The 17621-nt window shown below is 42.5% G+C and carries 16 protein-coding genes; 14 read left to right on the forward strand and 2 right to left on the reverse strand.

Annotated elements, in window-relative coordinates; translation table 11 throughout:
* Positions 1–6 precede the first annotated feature (6 nt).
* The 7 genes from NDQ71_RS14370 to NDQ71_RS14400 all read left to right on the forward strand — a co-directional run bounded on the left by NDQ71_RS14370 (position 7) and on the right by NDQ71_RS14400 (position 7578).
* Complete coding sequence (locus NDQ71_RS14370) at positions 7–813, forward strand: carbon-nitrogen hydrolase family protein (protein WP_192540887.1); 807 nt, start codon at positions 7–9, stop codon at positions 811–813.
* Complete coding sequence (tldD, locus tag NDQ71_RS14375) at positions 810–2249, forward strand: metalloprotease TldD (RefSeq protein WP_192540886.1); 1440 nt, start codon at positions 810–812, stop codon at positions 2247–2249. Before NDQ71_RS14370 ends, tldD begins: the two co-directional genes overlap by 4 nt.
* Before the next feature lie 500 nt (positions 2250–2749).
* Positions 2750–4315 (forward strand): TonB-dependent receptor, encoded by a 1566-nt coding sequence (locus tag NDQ71_RS14380; protein WP_225736497.1) that lies wholly within the window; start codon positions 2750–2752, stop codon positions 4313–4315.
* A 40-nt stretch (positions 4316–4355) separates the two neighbouring features.
* Positions 4356–5033 carry a response regulator transcription factor gene (locus tag NDQ71_RS14385; protein ID WP_192540909.1) on the forward strand — a complete coding sequence of 226 codons (678 nt, stop codon included), beginning with the start codon at positions 4356–4358 and terminating at the stop codon, positions 5031–5033.
* Positions 5033–6265 carry a HAMP domain-containing sensor histidine kinase gene (locus NDQ71_RS14390; RefSeq protein WP_225736495.1) on the forward strand — a complete coding sequence of 411 codons (1233 nt, stop codon included), beginning with the start codon at positions 5033–5035 and terminating at the stop codon, positions 6263–6265. The genes NDQ71_RS14385 and NDQ71_RS14390 overlap by 1 nt, the downstream gene beginning before the upstream one ends.
* A 467-nt stretch (positions 6266–6732) precedes the next feature.
* Positions 6733–7302, forward strand: a complete 570-nt coding sequence (locus NDQ71_RS14395) for a DUF2799 domain-containing protein (RefSeq protein ID WP_192540885.1) — start codon at positions 6733–6735, stop codon at positions 7300–7302.
* 27 nt (positions 7303–7329) lie between these two features.
* A complete protein-coding gene (locus NDQ71_RS14400; RefSeq protein ID WP_064667411.1) occupies positions 7330–7578 on the forward strand; it encodes a hypothetical protein in 249 nt (82 codons plus the stop codon).
* An 82-nt stretch (positions 7579–7660) separates the two neighbouring features.
* Here NDQ71_RS14400 and NDQ71_RS14405 read toward each other — a convergent pair whose 3' ends face one another.
* Entirely contained in the window at positions 7661–8509 is an 849-nt protein-coding gene (locus NDQ71_RS14405) for a mechanosensitive ion channel domain-containing protein (protein ID WP_192540884.1), read from the reverse strand.
* A gap of 458 nt (positions 8510–8967) precedes the next feature.
* Between NDQ71_RS14405 and NDQ71_RS14410 the strand changes: the two genes are divergently transcribed.
* On the forward strand, positions 8968–9126 hold the full coding sequence (locus NDQ71_RS14410; RefSeq protein WP_192540883.1) for a hypothetical protein: 159 nt from the start codon (positions 8968–8970) through the stop codon (positions 9124–9126).
* Positions 9116–9709 (forward strand): Fic family protein, encoded by a 594-nt coding sequence (locus NDQ71_RS14415; protein ID WP_192540882.1) that lies wholly within the window; start codon positions 9116–9118, stop codon positions 9707–9709. Before NDQ71_RS14410 ends, NDQ71_RS14415 begins: the two co-directional genes overlap by 11 nt.
* A gap of 162 nt (positions 9710–9871) precedes the next feature.
* On the opposite strand, the gene gorA is transcribed toward NDQ71_RS14415, so the two are convergent.
* The gene (gene gorA, locus NDQ71_RS14420; RefSeq protein WP_192540881.1) at positions 9872–11233 is read right to left on the reverse strand and encodes a glutathione-disulfide reductase; all 1362 of its coding nucleotides are present in this window, start codon (positions 11231–11233) and stop codon (positions 9872–9874) included.
* A 129-nt stretch (positions 11234–11362) separates the two neighbouring features.
* On the opposite strand from gorA, the gene prlC reads away from it, so the two are divergent.
* The 5 genes from prlC to NDQ71_RS14440 all read left to right on the forward strand — a co-directional run bounded on the left by prlC (position 11363) and on the right by NDQ71_RS14440 (position 17576).
* Positions 11363–13414 (forward strand): oligopeptidase A, encoded by a 2052-nt coding sequence (gene prlC / locus NDQ71_RS14425; protein WP_192540880.1) that lies wholly within the window; start codon positions 11363–11365, stop codon positions 13412–13414.
* A 125-nt stretch (positions 13415–13539) separates the two neighbouring features.
* Positions 13540–14076 carry a response regulator gene (locus NDQ71_RS24420; protein WP_318782635.1) on the forward strand — a complete coding sequence of 179 codons (537 nt, stop codon included), beginning with the start codon at positions 13540–13542 and terminating at the stop codon, positions 14074–14076.
* A gap of 14 nt (positions 14077–14090) precedes the next feature.
* Positions 14091–14717, forward strand: a complete 627-nt coding sequence (locus NDQ71_RS24425; protein ID WP_318782634.1) for a hypothetical protein — start codon at positions 14091–14093, stop codon at positions 14715–14717.
* A 57-nt stretch (positions 14718–14774) separates the two neighbouring features.
* Positions 14775–15530, forward strand: a complete 756-nt coding sequence (locus tag NDQ71_RS14435) for a class I SAM-dependent methyltransferase (RefSeq protein ID WP_192540879.1) — start codon at positions 14775–14777, stop codon at positions 15528–15530.
* Positions 15531–15650: 120 nt separating this feature from the next.
* Positions 15651–17576, forward strand: a complete 1926-nt coding sequence (locus tag NDQ71_RS14440; RefSeq protein ID WP_192540878.1) for a methyl-accepting chemotaxis protein — start codon at positions 15651–15653, stop codon at positions 17574–17576.
* The last annotated feature ends 45 nt before the right edge of the window (positions 17577–17621 follow it).

Raw genomic sequence — 17621 nt, forward strand, 5'->3', positions numbered from 1 at the left:
CAAGCTATGATCGTCGCATTGCAAATGTGCTCCGGAGTGTGTGCTGATGCCAACATTGAGCAACTTAACCAGCAATTACAACAACTCCCCACAACTCGGCCATTACTTGTTTGTTTACCTGAAAGCTTTTTAGTATTTAGTAAAAGCGGCCAGCAGACACTCGCGATTGCCAAGCAAAGCGATGTTTATATACAGCAAATAGCTGAGTTGTGTCGTCAGTATGATATTTGGTTAGCCGCTGGTACATTACCGATTGCCACAAATAATAAATATTTAGCAGCATCTTTATTATTTAATAACCAAGGTGATGTGGTTGCTCAGTACAACAAGATGCATTTATTTGATGTAGATGTGGCGGACGGTACAGGGGCGTATCGCGAGTCTAACTATACGCAAGCGGGCAATGATATCGTTGTAGTGGATTCGCCGTTTGGTAAAATAGGCTTAACAGTATGTTATGATCTGCGCTTTAGTGGTTTATTTAGTGCTTTGCAACGTGGCGGAGCTGAAATCATTCTAGTGCCCAGCGCTTTTACAACGGTAACCGGCGCCGCTCATTGGCAGCCGTTACTAACAGCGCGGGCAATAGAAACACAAAGTTATGTGATTGCCGCCGCACAAGCGGGGCAACATGAAAATGGCCGTGCAACATATGGCCACAGCATTATTATTTCTCCTTGGGGCGATGTCCTCAGTGAGCTTGCAGATGGCATAGGGTTTATTGGTTGTCAGCCAGATTTAAACCGCTTGCACGCCATTCGTCGAGATATGCCAGTGCAATCTCACCAACGATTTAGAGAGCAATTATTATGAATTCGGTTGAACAGCATTTATTACAAGACAGCCAGCTTACCCGAGAAGAACTCGAAAAAACGCTTGGCTTTATTCATCAGCATAACGTTGATTATGCGGATCTGTATTTTCAATCAAGCCACCATGAATCATGGGTGCTGGAAGACGGCTTAGTAAAAGAAGGTTCATACAACGTTGAACGCGGCGTTGGCGTACGTGCCGTAAGCGGTGAAAAAACGGGTTTTTCGTACTCTGATGCGATTAACCTCGAAGCCCTAAATAAAGCCGCAACCGCAGCGCGCAGTATTGCCGAAGCAGGCGAAAGTAAAGCAATTCAAGTGTTTAGTGATGTGGCCGCAAAACAGCAGTTTGCTCCACTCCAACCAATTCAAAGTATGACAGATACTGACAAGGTCAGTTTATTACGTGAGCTTGAAAATTATATTCGTGAACTAGCCCCGGATGCTGAGCAAGTGATCAGCTCAATGTCAGCGGTCTATGAAGAAGTATTAATCGCAGCCAGTGATGGTACATTTGCTACTGATATTCGCCCATTGATCCGTTTAAACTGCTCTGTGTTATTAGAGAAAAATGGCCGCCGTGAACGTGGTGGTGCCGGTGGTGGTGCCCGTTTAGATTACGGGTATTTTAAAGAGCTGGTGGATGGTAAACCACGCTGGATGGAATATGCCGAAGAAGCGGTACGCCAAGCTAAAGTAAACCTAGAAGCCATTGATGCTCCTGCGGGCTCTATGGAAGTGGTACTTGGCGCTGGTTGGCCGGGTGTATTACTGCATGAAGCCGTAGGTCACGGCTTAGAAGGTGACTTTAACCGTAAAGGTGCATCAGCATTTAGCGGCAAAGTAGGTGAAAAAGTCGCATCAGAGCTGTGTACTGTGGTTGATGATGGCACTATTGCCTATCGTCGTGGTTCACTGAATGTGGATGATGAAGGCACGCCAGCAGCCTACAATGTGCTAATTGAAAACGGCATTTTAAAAGGCTATATGCAAGATAAGATGAACGCGCGTTTGATGGGCGTTAATCCAACGGGTAACGCACGCCGTGAATCATACGCGCATTTACCTATGCCACGTATGACCAACACGTATATGTTAGGCGGTGAGCACAGCCAAGCCGATATTATCAGCACAGTTAAAAAGGGTATTTTTGCCCCTAACTTTGGTGGCGGCCAAGTCGATATTACTTCTGGCAAGTTTGTATTTAGTGCCTCAGAAGCCTACTTAATTGAGAACGGTAAAATTACTCAACCAATCAAAGGTGCTACTTTAATTGGTAATGGCCCTGAGGTTATGCAACAAATCTCTATGGTAGGTAATGACTTAGCCCTGGATAAAGGTGTCGGCGTGTGCGGTAAAGATGGTCAAAGTGTACCAGTAGGCGTAGGCCAACCAAGTTTGAAAATTGATAACTTAACTGTGGGTGGCACAGCTTAATTTTTAGTTGAATAACAAGGTAAAATACAGTGATTTTACCTTGTATTCACTATCGTGATACGCAGGCACCACTTACTGCTTTAATTAAAGCATTTGGTAGCGGGTATTTTTGATAAACCTTTTCTAAAAACTGCTGCCACGCTACATGTTTTAACCGTTGTATTTCTGGTTGTGGAATTATATCTTTATATAATAAAGCAAAATCTTTTAAAAATTGCAGATCACGACGTCGATTATTCGTTGATGACTTTCCTTTTGATAAAGCGATACATTTTGATGCTACATTAGGCGAAGAACAAGATGTTGGTGGGGGCGGCCGCTTCTCGATTTTTGCACCAAACGTTATTAGTGGTGCTGAATTTTCCCCCGGTGGCTGGGGACCAGCTTATGGGGGCCGTGCAGCATCGCTACTGCAACTCGATGTCGCTGATGGCAATCCAAGCCCTTCAGCAAGCTTTCGTTATGATCTTGCCGGTTATGAAGTAGGTTACGATGGGCCTATGGGTATTACTGATGATGCAACTATGCTTTTTTCTGCAAGACGATTGGACTTTGGCGCTTTGTTTGAAACCATTGAAGAGCTAGATATTGGGGAACCAGTATTAAGGGACGTGATACTAAAATCGGTCATTCCCATCAATCAAGATAACACTATTGAAATTTTGCTAATAGATACTCACGAGGACTATACTCGCGGCGTTAAACACGTTGCCGAATCACCTAATTTTGAAGATACAGCGCTGCAAGACTCTGAGCAAGATAGTGATTTATATGGTCTTACATGGCGAACTTTACTCGGTGAAACTGCAGTTTGGACTAATAAGTTTTACTATCGCAACAGTGATAAAGTGAGTTCAGAAGGTGAAGCTTATCCTGATCTAGTACCAGCAGAAACACCAGCCTCAGATTACCCAGTAAGGGAGGATATTATAACCATTACTGAAGGTGAAACTGAGCTTGGCTGGCGAAGCGATTTTGAGACTGTAAACCAATGGGGGTTGTTCAGTGCTGGGCTACGAATAACGCAGATAGAGCTGGACTACAGCACCGTTTTAGATGGCGACTGGAATCGGTTTGTTTACGATGAAGATGATTTTAGACCTGATCCAGAGCAATATTTTATCGTTCTGACACCTGAAAGCATCGACTCCACAATGAACCAGAAAGAAACCAGCTATGTTGGCTACGTAGATCAAGTTTTTGAATTTGGTGATTGGGATTTTGGTACTGGATTACGCTTCGAACGGGATGGTTTTGCTGATGAAAGTTTTGCATCGCCAAGATTTAACGTTAACTGGCAGCCGAGCAAAACAGTTAGATATTTTGCAACAGCAGGGCTCTTTCATCAATCGCCACGGTATTTAGAGCTTGCAGCGAACGAATCCAATGACCTTAAGACCGAAAAAATCACCCACGCGAGTGTTGGTTTCAAATACTTTCCGAGCAGTAATTGGTCACTGTTAAGCGAAGCTTATTATCAAAATCTCGACGATCTAGTGGTTGATCTTGATCGAACCAGCGGAACGTATGCAAACATTGGTGATGGCACCTCGTATGGTATTGATTTTGTCCTTAATGGTGCAATTTATGAAGGTCTTTACGCGAGCGCAACCTATTCTTACAATGATGCTGTCATAGATCGTAAAGATGGTCGGGGTGATGTAGCCGCTGAATTTAGTCGTGAGCATGTTGCTACTCTAGGTTTGATCTGGGAGATCAGCGATCGCTGGAAAGTCGCAGGGCGCTACAAATATCTTTCTGGTAGGCCAGATGACGAATTTATAATTCATTCAAACGTATTGGGGTCAGGACAACCTTTACGTTACTCAAAAGAGATCACTGAGCGTAATGTTGGTCGCAAAAGTGGTTCCGGTTCGTTGAACCTTCGCGTTGACTATCGTCGTGCGTTTGGCCCCATAGATGTAACTGCTTTTCTCGATGTTATTAATGTCACGGCAGTGTCATCAAGTGACGACACTGAGTTTGACTACCGCCGAGGCATTGAAGTCGTAGACGATAGCGAAGCAGAGCCACTCATAGGCTTGCGATTAGATTATGCATGGTAAGGGAGCATAGAAAATGGTAAACGCACTCAGTGCAACGCCTATCAGAGCTTTGATTGTCGAAGATAACCGCGACATTTGTGAAAACATTGCCGCCTATCTCGAACAGCACAGTTATATACTGGATTTTGCCTATGATGGTATCAGTGCGATGCACTTAGCGTTGACCAATCCATTTGATGTGATTGTACTCGATTTGATGCTGCCAGGAATGGATGGCATAAGTTTTTGCCAAAAGTTGCGAGCGGACGCCAAACTAGAAACCCCAGTACTTATGCTAACGGCCAGGGATACGCTGGATGATAAACTTCAGGGGTTTGCGGCGGGAGCCGATGATTATTTGGTTAAGCCATTCGCATTACAAGAGCTCCATGCACGGCTGCAAGCGTTGTACAAACGCAGTCATGGCAAAACCGATAACCTGTTAATTGTCGGCGAGCTGACTCTAAATAAATCCACTTTACAAGTTCATCGCGCGGGGCGACGTGTCGAACTCAACCCTACAGGCATGAAACTACTGCAACGATTAATGGAACAGGCGCCGTCTGTAGTAGCTCGCGATACGCTTGAAACTTTGTTGTGGGCTGACGAACGCCCCGATGGTGATGCGCTTCGCTCGCATATGTATAAGTTACGCCAGGCTATCGATAGACCGTTTGACAGCCCGCTGATCCATACTGTGCATCGTATCGGCTATCGAATTGCAGAGGATACGCAATAATGTATCGACACAGTTTGCGCAAACGTGTCGCTATTGCATTTGCATTATGTGTTGCTGTACTTAGCATTGTTTGGGGCTTTGCTTTCTTCGCGGCAGTCAGGTTAAGTGAAGACCGTGTACTGACACAACAACTACAGGTTGCAGCTGATAACTATCCAGCTATAACAACAAATCTTCGCGGGTACGACACGCTTGATAATTTACCCCAATCACTTAAACAATGGGCGCAAACAAACCCTGAATTGGGGTTATACGAGTTCGATAGCGAAGAATTGCATGTTGCCGTGATAGCTAGTAACAATAAACAATCACCTGCCTTTGTGGTTTTTGATGTTGCAGGCATCGAGGCTTCGTCGTCAGAGGATTGGTGGCTGCTGCTCATTATCAGCGGTGTTGTCGGTACGCTAGGAATGTTTGGTTTCGGACTGGGCATTGTGGTGATGCGACGAGCTGTTGCTCCTGTAACACAACTAGCTAAAGCCGTTGCCGATATCGATCCTGAAAAACTATCAAGCGAAGATCATAAACGTATAGATTCCAGCCGGTTCACCGATGATGAAGTTGGCATGCTTGCTAGAACCATAGAGCAGACATTGGAACGTATCAGCGCATTTGTTGCCAGAGAGCGATACTTTACTGATTCTGCTAGTCATGAGTTACGCACGCCGATCACGGTAATAACAGGCGCAATTGAGTTGTTAGCGCAAAGTAGTTTATCAATAGCCGATGAGAAGGCGCTAGACAGAATTAGGCGCGCGACAGTGGATATGAAAACCACCATTGAAATGTTCTTGTGGCTTGCACGCGAATCTGACGATGGGTTGTATGATGAGCAGTTTTTAGTAATGCCATTGGTAAATCAAGCGATAGACATGCAGCGTCATTTACTGAGCGGTAAGCTGGTCGATGTTGAAATAGAGCAACTCACAAATCCCATAGTTCATGGGCATCCACAAGCTTTTTCTATCGCGCTGAATAACCTGGTACGCAATGCGTTTGAACATACGCTCACCGATCAAGGGCCAATTATAATTCGTATTAAAGAGCGTGAGCTATTAGTCACTAATCAGGCGCACAACAATATTGAAAGCAGTTGCATATCTACAGAGGCATCATCACCTCATGGATATGGATTAGGTTTAGGTATTGTGAAACGGCTGTGCGAGCGTAACGGTTGGTCGTTTTCGTTACTGGCAGATGAAAAAAATGTAGTGGCTCGTCTTTCATGGTGACGGATAACTCTATGGTTCTGTCATAAAGAAAAGCAGATGAACAGGTGTGTTAAAAAGGGATTTTCGCTCCTAGCTTTGCTGGTGGGCAAATAGATATTACTTCCGGTAAGTTTGTATTATTGGAGTCTGCTTATCTTCAGAGGTTAAACTTGCTACTGAAAAAATCCATAAATTCGACAACTTGCCGTGGCTGAAATCGTTTCATAAGTTAATTAATCGGTTGGCTATGTATTTTATATACTCAGCAAATATATGTGTCTACTAATCCAGCCGATATATTTGCATAAAAGAGTTTGGTATATGGTTATTGTAATTGCTGCTGGGAATTGGCTCTTTAGCTGTAAAGTTGCAAGGGCGAAGAGCGATAGCTAAACAGTAAAATATCTAGTTACACTTTCACTGTTCACTTTGTCTAAATGGTAATACAAAATAGGGACTTAATTAAACCCTGATATGTTAGGAAATAAATGCCTCATCGTGTTTTGCTTTTGTTATTTTTCATAGTGCTATCAGGGTGTACTTCTTTATCTCAACAAGAGTGCGCAGAAGCTAATTGGCAGCAGTTAGGTTACAGCCATGGCCAACAAGGCTATACATATGAGCGTGGCAAAGAAATTATAGCCACTTGTCGTGAATTTGGTATTACTGCGCAGTTAAGTGAGTATCAAGCTAGTTACCAACAAGGGCTCGCTGTGTATTGTGAACCAGAAAACGGTTTTACATTGGGCATACGCGGCGAATCATATAATGGGGTGTGTAATAACACCCAGTTTAGAAAAGCATGGCAAGAGGGTAATGACCGTTATCAGCTTGAAGAAAGAAAAGCTGAAATAGAACAGCGACTAGATGAAATAGAGTGGCGTCTTAATACCATTAGGGATGAATTAAGTGCTGAAACGGTTGGCAGTAATAAACGTAAAGAGCTGCACCGGGAGCGAGAAATGTTAGAGGATGAACGTCGTGATTTAATAAGAGAAAGATCACTACTGCCATTACTTAACAATCTTCCCTCAGTTCACGTTGAATATGAACTATAATTTACTAAAATTTTGACAGAGGGAATTATGAAATTTGTATCAGTTTTAACTGTGTTTTTACTCCTAGCAGGGTGTGCATCACAAGAAGTAAAAGATGGCCATGGAAATGAGGTGTTTGCAGAGCATGAGTGCCTAGGTGGTGAAGTCGAAACAGACTACAACTATACCATTTTTAGCACCGACAAAGATGAAGCAAATAAAAGTACTGTGCAAACCCATTGTCAGCCAGTGAAAACTGAAACTGAGTTTGAGCGAGATCTTAGAACAGGCGGCTAGCATTAAAAGCTTAACTCACTTTATTTTTAATCAAGTGAGTTAAGCTCTACCTGTATAGTGACAAGGTTTACAAACTATTATCTTAAGTAGTTTTGCTATATGGGGAGTTATTGCTTTCTTGTTTTGCAGCTTCACTGTACCAAAGTGCCATAAAATACTCGGTTAGCTTGTGCTCTATTTCTAGTGCTTGATCGGTTGGGCAGAATAACGTGAAGCTTGCTTTAAATTCACCAAGCTCAGTGGTGCTAAAGTGTATTTCAGGTGCAGGGCCAGAAATCTTTGCGTCTAACTTTCTTTCGATAATTGCATTATATCGACTTGCTACATCATGAAAGTCTTCACAATAATGCTTTGCTTTATCGAGTAGCGTGGCGTAAATGGGATACGGGTTAAAGCTTTCTTTACGCACAATCGCAAAATGGTGGGTGGTAAATCGTTTCACAAAGTTTAAGTTTTTAATTGGGCTGGTGATCAGCTTATTATTTGGTATGTATATGGTTTTTCTAGAAAATTGATAAGAGTGCATATCAATTTCATGCATGGTGGTTTTGATCCAATCTGTTTCAGCAATTTCACCGTAATACTCACCAACTTGAACCCAATCGCCAACTCTAAATGGCCGTGTTGTCACCAAGTAGAAAAAGCCAATAATACATTGAATAAATTCTCTGGTGGCAAACACAATCGCTACCGCAAAAGCCGCGACAGACAGCGCAAAATTCTGAATTTCAGTAGACCATACAAACAACAGCAACAAAACCACCACTAAGTTGATAAAGTGCTTAATGTTGTGGGAAATGTACCTTATATCTCGTTGCTTTTTTTCGGCGCGATGTCGCGCTAATTTATCAACTAGCACCTTTAGGCAAAACGCAATAACGAAAATTGCCAATGAAATTAAAACTGGGTGTAGCAGTATATCTTTACTCATAACTTCCTAATGGGGAGTGCGTTAATCAAAATAGCTCGTAGCCATACTAACTAAATTTTGCTGATTCCACCACGGTAGACAAGTAATAAAAACGATTGCACAGACCGAGAGTGCATAGAGTGCAGCCTATCAGCAGTTAAAAAAACCTAGCAGCGTTAACTGCAAGGCTTATGTTGGACAATGGCGCTGATTTCGTCATGTACAGGAGATTAGGCCATGCGGATATTACCAGCATATAAGTCTATCCCTTTGTGTCGTGCTCTAAGTTGAAGGAGGTTTATGGCAAGACTCATCCTTTAGCGTTGAGCGAAAAACGTATTCTGCAATAGACTTAAAAGGCAACGCAGTTTGTTGCCATATTTACTCGATAGAATTCCCAAGCCTGTATTGTTGGTTAGTCTGTTTGATGGCAATTTATTACTTAATAATGTAAAATAATACTTAACACAGGAGGCTTTATGGCTACCACAATTTCTAAGACTAGCAATCAGCGCAAGACTAAGTTTACACCCAATATGGATAACTTTAAGGTCAGTTTAAGCTACGAAGGTCTGTCACTGAAAAAAAGCAGTGAAGGTAAAACCATTGCTGAACTAAAACGCAAATATGCGAGATAAATACGGGGTAGCGCACGATAAATATTGCTACCCAAATTCTGATGTTTTAATAAACCTTCTAGGTATCCGAGACTCAGATACATTAGACGAAGCAGAAGCTGAGTTTACTGCTGAGCGCTATAGAACCTACGAACCTTCCCAACAAACACTTTGTGATTTTTCATTCGAACATTTAAAGCATCTCCATCACCACTTATTTCAAGATTTATATGCATGGGCTGGTGAAACGCGTGACGTTGATATTTCCAAAGGCGATACGCGCTTTTGTACTTGGACGCGAATAGAACCTGAAGCTCAAAAGTTATTTCGAACCATTCCGGCCTTAGCAGATTATCAGGATAATGATGAGCTGATTGAAAAGGTGGCAGACTTATTTTGTGAGCTTAATTTGCTTCACCCATTTCGTGAAGGCAATGGCAGAGTGCTGCGTTTCTTTTTCGAAGAGATGCTTTACACCCTTGGCTATGATGTAACGTGGCCCAAAATTTCTCAGCAAGACTGGATTGATGCAAACATTGCTGGTGTGCATTTGAACCTTGATTTACTCAAAGTGATTTTTAGCCAAGCTATCTCAGAGCTTTGAGAATGTGCTAAAAGTACTATCCCTAAACGCGGGCAATAAATATTAGCGCTTCGCCCTTTATTTTCTGTTTCCATTCTAGACTTAATTAAATGTCTGCAAATTAAATAAAAACCTTGCAGCGTTAACTGCAAGGTTTTATTTTTTGAGCGCTTGAGCCTTGAGCTAGCGCATCGTCACAAATTCCTCAGACCCAGTTGGATGTATCGCTACGACTGAATCAAAGTCTGCTTTGGTTGCGCCCATCTTCATAGCAACGGCAAAACCTTGGATCATTTCATCAACAGCAAAGCCTAAGCCGTGTAAGCCTACAACTTTCTCGTCAGGGCCGGCACACACTAGCATCATGTTACAAGGTTGGCGGTGCTGGGTTACCGCAGTGTACATAGCAGCAAACGTTGATTTATAAACTTTTACGTTCTCGTTGCCGTACTGCGAAATAGCTTCTTGCTCGGTTAAACCAATAGTGCCTATTGGTGGGTGGCTAAATACCACGGTAGGTACCAGGCTGTAATCCATTTTTAAATCGTCAGGCAGCTCTTTATTAAATAAACGCTCTGATAAAGTACGGCCTGCTTTTACTGCAACTGGGGTAAGCTCTATACCATTTTCGATGATATCACCCACAGCATAAACATTTTTAGCTGTGGTATTTTGGTATTCGTCTACCTTTACGTAACCGCCTTCGTTTACTTCAACACCCGCTGCGACTAGATTAATCTTATCAGTCGTCGGTGTACGGCCAATCGCCCAAATGACTTGATCAACATTTTGACTGTAGCCATTTTCAAAGTGGATAGTTAAGCTGCCATCGCTTTCTTTAACCACTTCTTTTGGTGAGCATTCGGTATGTAGTGTTGGTCCTTCTTTAGCCATAATCTCAACAAGGGTGTCGATAATGTATGGATCAAAGGTGCGCAGTGGTTTGCTTTTACGAACGAATAAATGAGTCTCAGTGCCGAGGCTATGCAGTACACCAGCAATTTCTACCGCGATATAACCGGCACCCACAACCGCAACGCGTTTTGGTTGCTCGTTTAGCTCAAAAAAACCATTTGAATCGATGCCGTGCTCAGCACCTGGGATATTTGGAATGCTAGGGCGACCGCCTACGGCAATTAAAATATGATCAGCGGTATAAAGCTCGCCATCAACTTCAACCGTTTTGCTATCAACAAATTTAGCAAAACCTTTTATAACAGTTACGCCGTTTTTAGCTAGGCCATTGTCATAGCCTTTGTGAATTCGGCCTATATAGGCTTCACGACTTTCTACTAGTTTGCTCCAGTTGAAATCTTTTACTTCAACATTAAAGCCGTAATCTGGAGCGTATAAGTTAATTGCTTCAGCAACTTGAGCGCCATGCCACATTACTTTTTTTGGTACACAACCTACATTCACACAGGTACCGCCCATGTGTTTTGCTTCAATTAGTGCCACTTTTGCGCCACGCATAGCTGCACGGTTAGCTGAACCTATTCCGCCGCTGCCGCCGCCAATTGCAATGTAGTCAAAATGCTGAGCCATAGTTATTCCTCAAAGATGAATGGTCATATTAGTTCGATGATAGCATAAGCAAGACCCGTTAAAAGCCCCTTGTATTTCAAGAATTCGCCCCAACTTCAAAATCATAATTGCACAGACTTGAGAGCTAACATGACTGATACCCAAAATAATCCTCTAATAGGTTTAGAAGGCTTACCGCCATTTTCAAAAATTAAGCCAGAGCATGTTGTGCCAGCGCTAAAAGCGGGCATCAGCGAATGCCGAGCTAAAATTGATGAAGTATTGGCTAAAAAATCGTTTACTTGGCCAGATTTAGTATTGCCACTTGAAGAAGCAGACGACAAGCTTTCACGCATGTTTTCTCCGGTATCGCATATGAACTCAGTTGTGAACTCTGATGAACTACGTGAAGCGTACGAGCAGTGTTTACCGCTTATCTCTGAATATTCTACTTTTGTTGGTCAACATCAAGGCTTGTATGAAGCATACAATGCTCTGCACAATAGCGACGAGTTCAAAACCTTAAATACAGCACAACAAAAAACCATCACTAATGCCTTACGTGACTTTGAGTTGTCAGGCATTGCCTTGGCTCCTGAACAGCAAAAGCGCTACGGCGAAATTAGTGCCCGCCTATCAGAGCTGGCATCTAAATTTGGTAATAACGTAATGGATGCCACATTAGCTTGGCAAAAGCACATTACCGATGAAAGCGAACTGGCGGGTTTACCTGAATCTGCATTAGCACTAGCGGCAGATACCGCAAAAAGCAAAGAGTTAGATGGCTGGGTATTTACGTTAGATTTCCCATCGTATTTACCTATTATGACTTATGCAGATAACCGTGAACTACGTGAAGAAACGTATACGGCATTTGTTACTCGCGCGTCTGACCAAGGGCCTAATGCTGGCGAATTTGATAATTCAGCGATTATGAGCGAAGAGCTCGCACTACGTCATGAAATAGCGCAACTGTTAGGTTTTGCTAGCTATGCTGAAAAATCACTCGCTACTAAAATGGCTGAAACACCAGAGCAAGTATTCTCATTTTTAGAAGATTTAGCCGCTAAGTCTAAACCACAAGCAGAGCAAGAGCTTGCTGAGCTGCAAGCGTACGCCAAAGAAAAACATGGCATTGAACAACTCGCAGCGTGGGATTATGGCTATTACGGCGAAAAGCTTAAGCAAGAGAAATACGCAATATCAGACGAAGTCCTGCGCCCGTATTTCCCAGCCGATAAAGTACTAAGCGGCTTGTTTGAAACGGTAAATCGTTTATTTGGTATCAGCGTTAAAGAGCTAAAAGACGTTGATACTTATCATAAAGATGTTCGTTTTTTTGAAATTTACGACAGCAGTAATACCTTGCGTGGTCGTTTTTATCTTGATTTATACGCGCGTGATCACAAACGTGGTGGTGCGTGGATGGACGATTGCATGGGTCGTAAAGTGCGTGCCAATGGCCAGTTACAAACGCCAGTGGCGTATTTAGTCTGTAACTTTAATAAAGCAGTTGGCGATAAGCCTGCGTTATTTACTCATAACGAAGTAACTACTTTATTCCATGAGTTTGGCCATGGTATCCACCATATGCTTACCCAAGTTGATGCCGCACCGGTTGCAGGCATTAATGGCGTTGCATGGGATGCTGTTGAGCTGCCAAGTCAGTTTTTAGAGAACTGGTGTTATGAAGAAGAGGCACTTAACTTTATTTCAGGTCACTATGAAACTGGCGAGCCATTACCTAAAGAGTTATTGGATAAGCTGCTCGCGGCTAAAAATTATAACTCAGGCATGCAAATGCTGCGTCAAATTGAATTCTCATTATTTGATTTTAGAATTCATAACGATTATCAAGCGGGTGAAGAATGCCAAATTCAAGCGCGTTTAGATGAAGTGCGTAGCCATACCTCAGTTGTTAAACCGCCAGAATTTAACCGCTTCCAACATGGTTTTAGTCATATTTTTGCTGGTGGCTATAGCGCGGGTTATTACTCGTATAAATGGGCTGAAGTGCTCTCGGCTGATGCGTTTTCTAAATTTGAAGAAGAAGGCATTTTTAACCCACAAACAGGGCAAGCCTTTATGCAGCATATTTTAGAAAAAGGCGGCAGTGAAGAGCCAATGGCGTTGTTTAAAAACTTCCGTGGTCGTGAGCCAAGTGTCGACGCATTATTACGCCACAGCGGTATCGCAGCCTAAACTGCAAGTTGGTTTTATGTTTTAAAAGCGCCGTTTGGCGCTTTTTTACTTTTAAGCTAATAATTCTTCGCAAAATAATAGCTCCGTACTATGCTTTTTAAGTAATTAATAAAAAGGAATGGGGCATGACAAAACTGGTACTGGCAATTGATGACGATAAATATGTTCACCATGTAATTGAAGAATCATTAGCAGGGTTTTGTCAGCTAATACATGCTAAAAATGGCGATGAAGGGCTAAGACAAGCGCAAAAATATAACCCAGATATCATTTTACTAGATGTCGAAATGCCCGGTAAAAGTGGTTATCAAGTATGTACCGAGTTAAAAAATATTGAGCAAACCAAAGATATCCCGGTTATGTTTTTATCGGGCAAGAGTGAGTTACCAGAGCGAGTTAAAGGCTATAACGCGGGTGCTGCCGACTACATTGTAAAACCGTTTAATGCCGAAGAATTAATGGCACGTATTCGCGTGTTGTATGAATATCGCCAGCATTCGATCAAGCTTAAAAATGATGTAGAGCGGGCGCAGATCACCGCTGAAATCGCCATGACAGATTCAGGCGATATGGGGCGGATCATGCGCTATGTCGGGCAAACTTATCATGCTCACGATCTACAATCACTTTCGAACTATTTTTTGAGTTTTTCCGGCCGCTAAATCTCGATGTAGTGGTGGCTTTTTGGTATCAGGATGTTGGCGTTATCTGTACAGGTGATGGTGTCGTTTGCCCGCTAGAGCAAGAGCTGCTAGAAAAACACCGTTATTCAAACCGGTTTGTTGATTTTAGTAATCACACCATTATTAATTACCCCAAGGTGTCTATTTTAATTAAAAATATGCCCCTTGATGATGAAGCATTGTATGGCCGTTATAAAGATTTGTTTCCGCATATTTTGGAAGTTACTAACGCCAAAATCCAAGATATGGAAGTAAACGAAAAAGTCCTTGCTCAAGCGCACGCCGTTGGCAGTGCTTTTAATGAGTTATCGTCGCAGCTATTTGTTTGTAGCGAGACCCGCGAAGGTGCAGTCGCACAATTAGCAACGCAGTTATCTGAGCTGCGCGTGCAGTTGCAGCAAAGCCCCGCTGCTGAAAGCCAAGCTTTAGCATTACAAATAAATCAACTAGAGCAAACACAATCACAACTAGCTATGTTGAATGATGATTTAACCTTCATTAAGCATCAACTCAATCACATTATTGATTCGCGTAGTGAGTTGATCGACAGTTTGAGTAAAATTGCCAGCCCAGAACACACTCAAGACGTTACATCACAAACGGATATTGAGCTATTTTAGTGCTATGGCGCTTAGCAGTTGATATACTTCGCGGGCTATTTACGGTCGGAGTTTATTTTGGTTATACAGTGTCCTTTTAAAGAAGTACGTCCTTATCTTAATGAGATTGAGCAGCGCTTTGGACTGGCTGAGTGGGCGGCAAATACCACTGGTTTTGCATTGCATTATGATGATCAAGGATTAAGCCTGCGCAAAACGGATGAGCCAAAACTGGGCGCGATTAACGTAGATTTTGTTACCGGTGCGGTGGCTCATCGTCGTAAATTTGGTGGCGGTAAAGGGCAGTCTATTGCCAAAGCAGTAGGCTTAAATAAAGGCGCAACACCCGTTGTGCTCGATGCCACAGCAGGCCTTGGCCGTGATGGCTTTGTGTTAGCATCGCTGGGTTGTAAAGTGATTTTGCATGAACGCCATCCCGTGGTTGCCGCATTGCTTTATGATGGCTTACAACGTGCTTATAGCGATGCTGAAATTGGCCCGTGGATGCAGCAAAACATGAGTTTAGTGTTTGGCTCAAGCCATACTTTACTTGCGCAATGTGACAGCATGCCTGATGTGGTTTACCTTGATCCTATGTTTCCGCACCGTGAAAAATCAGCGCTAGTTAAAAAAGAAATGCGGGTATTTCAAGACTTAGTAGGGGCAGATAACGACGCCGATGACTTACTTGAATTTGCCTACCCACTTGCCAGTAAGCGAGTTGTCGTAAAGCGACCCGACTACGCACCATTTTTAAATAATAAAACTCCTAGCATGCAAATAAAAACCAAAAAGAACCGTTTTGATGTTTATGTAAAAGCGGCGATGATTTAGTTCTTTATTCGTATATTTTACATTTTCTCCTCTCAATCAGCGGTGTTTAATGATGGTTTTCATTAAGTTGTCATAAATAGTTAATAGTGTACGCGCAGTTATTTAGAGGAATTGAATTTCATGCGCGTGTCATCATTTACTCGGCTACTGGCTATTTTATTGGCATTAGCCAGCCTGCTGTTAGGCGGAACTCTGTACTGGGCAAGTCAAACATTAGTTAAACTTGAACAACAAGACCAATCTTATAATCAATTAAAAAACAAAATACTCGTCGATTTAAAAGGCTTGCTTGAAGACTATTTAGCACAAGGCGATAGCCAGTATCTAGGGCAAGCAGCGGAGCTTATTAGCCAAGTAAAAAATACCCAGTTGGCTATTTTACCTGATGACTTAAAACAGCAGTTAGATACGCAATTAACTCAGCTCGATACCGATATAAAAGGTAAATACCGTGCGTTGGGTAAACTTTCAGGTAATGAAACCGCGTTACTTGATAATGCGCTTAGGCAAATGGCGGGTTCTGCTTCTTCTTTAATTGGTTATGCCAACAAAGCGGCGCAACTAAATACACATACGCTTGATTATTATCAGCTTGCCAGCGATTACTATCGCGAAGTCACAACTTTATCGTTATTTACATATCAATTATTGCTGAGTTTTGATGAAGATACGCAAGCTAATTTGCAACAAAGCATCACTAACCTAAATCGCTTGGCGCAACAGATTGCAAATCTTGAAAACTTAGGGGTGATGAGCGAGGTTGATGAAGATAGTTTATTTATTGATGAAGAAGCTGAAGATTTAGCAGATGAAATTAAAGCGGAACTCAGCAGCTGGCCAAATCGTTACCCGCGTGATTTAGAAAATACCATAGCGCAAGCTCAGCAGCGTCAAGTGGGTATGCAAGCTTTGCGTAAACAAATTAGCATGCTGTCAGGCACAGTTATTAACGCTGAGCAGCAACTTAAAATTCAGCAAGGTACATTAAAGCAGCAAGTACTAGTGGTGTTTTGTATTGCCATTGGCATGTTGGTGGTATTAGCTATTGGGGTTTATGTTGTACAGCGCAACCAAGTATTAGCGCCACTTCGTCAGTTACGAGATGGTTTTGCTTTTTTAATTGAAAGCAATGAGTTAAAAAATATTGTCAGTAAAAACCCGAAAACAGAAGTTGGTGAAATCGCGACTTATTTTAATCAGCTTATTGAGCGGCAGCGCCTCGAGGCTGATGAACGAGCACAAATGCTCAAAGTAATTAATGACTTTATGCAAGAGATGAGCGAACACTTGCAAACTATAAGTGAACAAACAGACGCCAGTCATCAGCAAGTAGAGCAAAACCAAGAATTATTGGCTGATATTCAACACATAGGCGAACAAGTTAATGACATTAACGGCAAAGTAGCTGATAACGCGAAACACACTTTTTCAGCAATGGAACAAAGCTTAGGTTTCGCTGAAAATATGCTAAGTGCCAGCTCGAATACACAGCAGCGAGTAGGCCAAGGTTTACACAGCCTACAAGAGCTACTCAGTGGCGTACAAGATGTAGGACAAGTTATTGAGATGATCCGCAATATTGCCGATCAAACTAATTTACTGGCACTTAATGCGGCTATTGAGTCAGCCCGTGCCGGTGAGCATGGCCGTGGTTTTGCTGTGGTTGCAGATGAAGTGCGTAAACTGGCTCGTCAAACTCAAGGTTCCTTGAGTGATATTAATAATCAGCTTAATTTACTCAGTGAAAATTCTAGCATGGTTTCAACGCAAATATCAGCGCTTGCAGAGGATGCTCAACAACAAACAGATAATGCCCAAGAGCTTAAACGTAACTCTGAAGGGGTGGCTGATAATGCCCAAGATGCTAATAAAGTCGCGTTTGAGGCCATGGAGTTAGCAAAACAACAAAATGCATTGTTAGATAACTTTAGTCAGTCAATGCAAAGCATGAAAGGCCAAGTGAGTGAATCCAGTCTACTAGTGGCTGATATCCACCAACGTTTACAGCAACAAATGCAGACAATTCGTAGTAGCTTAGGATTGTAACTTTGCTTGAGCATAGTGACTTGTAACTAGCTGTTAGGTCTAGTC

The sequence above is a fragment of the Pseudoalteromonas sp. KG3 genome (assembly GCF_030436385.1).
Classification (GTDB): domain Bacteria; phylum Pseudomonadota; class Gammaproteobacteria; order Enterobacterales; family Alteromonadaceae; genus Pseudoalteromonas; species Pseudoalteromonas prydzensis.

What these genes read in the sequence shown, in the direction of transcription:
- tldD (WP_192540886.1), top strand. Translation starts at nt 810, where the DNA reads ATGAATTCGGTTGAACAGCATTTATTACAAGACAGCCAGCTTACCCGA.
- NDQ71_RS14410 (WP_192540883.1), top strand. Translation starts at nt 8,968, where the DNA reads ATGGCTACCACAATTTCTAAGACTAGCAATCAGCGCAAGACTAAGTTT.
- NDQ71_RS14405 (WP_192540884.1), bottom strand. Translation starts at nt 8,509, where the DNA reads ATGAGTAAAGATATACTGCTACACCCAGTTTTAATTTCATTGGCAATT.
- NDQ71_RS14370 (WP_192540887.1), top strand. Translation starts at nt 7, where the DNA reads ATGATCGTCGCATTGCAAATGTGCTCCGGAGTGTGTGCTGATGCCAAC.
- NDQ71_RS14400 (WP_064667411.1), top strand. Translation starts at nt 7,330, where the DNA reads ATGAAATTTGTATCAGTTTTAACTGTGTTTTTACTCCTAGCAGGGTGT.
- NDQ71_RS24420 (WP_318782635.1), top strand. Translation starts at nt 13,540, where the DNA reads ATGACAAAACTGGTACTGGCAATTGATGACGATAAATATGTTCACCAT.
- NDQ71_RS14390 (WP_225736495.1), top strand. Translation starts at nt 5,033, where the DNA reads ATGTATCGACACAGTTTGCGCAAACGTGTCGCTATTGCATTTGCATTA.
- NDQ71_RS14395 (WP_192540885.1), top strand. Translation starts at nt 6,733, where the DNA reads ATGCCTCATCGTGTTTTGCTTTTGTTATTTTTCATAGTGCTATCAGGG.
- prlC (WP_192540880.1), top strand. Translation starts at nt 11,363, where the DNA reads ATGACTGATACCCAAAATAATCCTCTAATAGGTTTAGAAGGCTTACCG.
- NDQ71_RS14415 (WP_192540882.1), top strand. Translation starts at nt 9,116, where the DNA reads ATGCGAGATAAATACGGGGTAGCGCACGATAAATATTGCTACCCAAAT.
- gorA (WP_192540881.1), bottom strand. Translation starts at nt 11,233, where the DNA reads ATGGCTCAGCATTTTGACTACATTGCAATTGGCGGCGGCAGCGGCGGA.
- NDQ71_RS14380 (WP_225736497.1), top strand. Translation starts at nt 2,750, where the DNA reads ATGGGTATTACTGATGATGCAACTATGCTTTTTTCTGCAAGACGATTG.
- NDQ71_RS14440 (WP_192540878.1), top strand. Translation starts at nt 15,651, where the DNA reads ATGCGCGTGTCATCATTTACTCGGCTACTGGCTATTTTATTGGCATTA.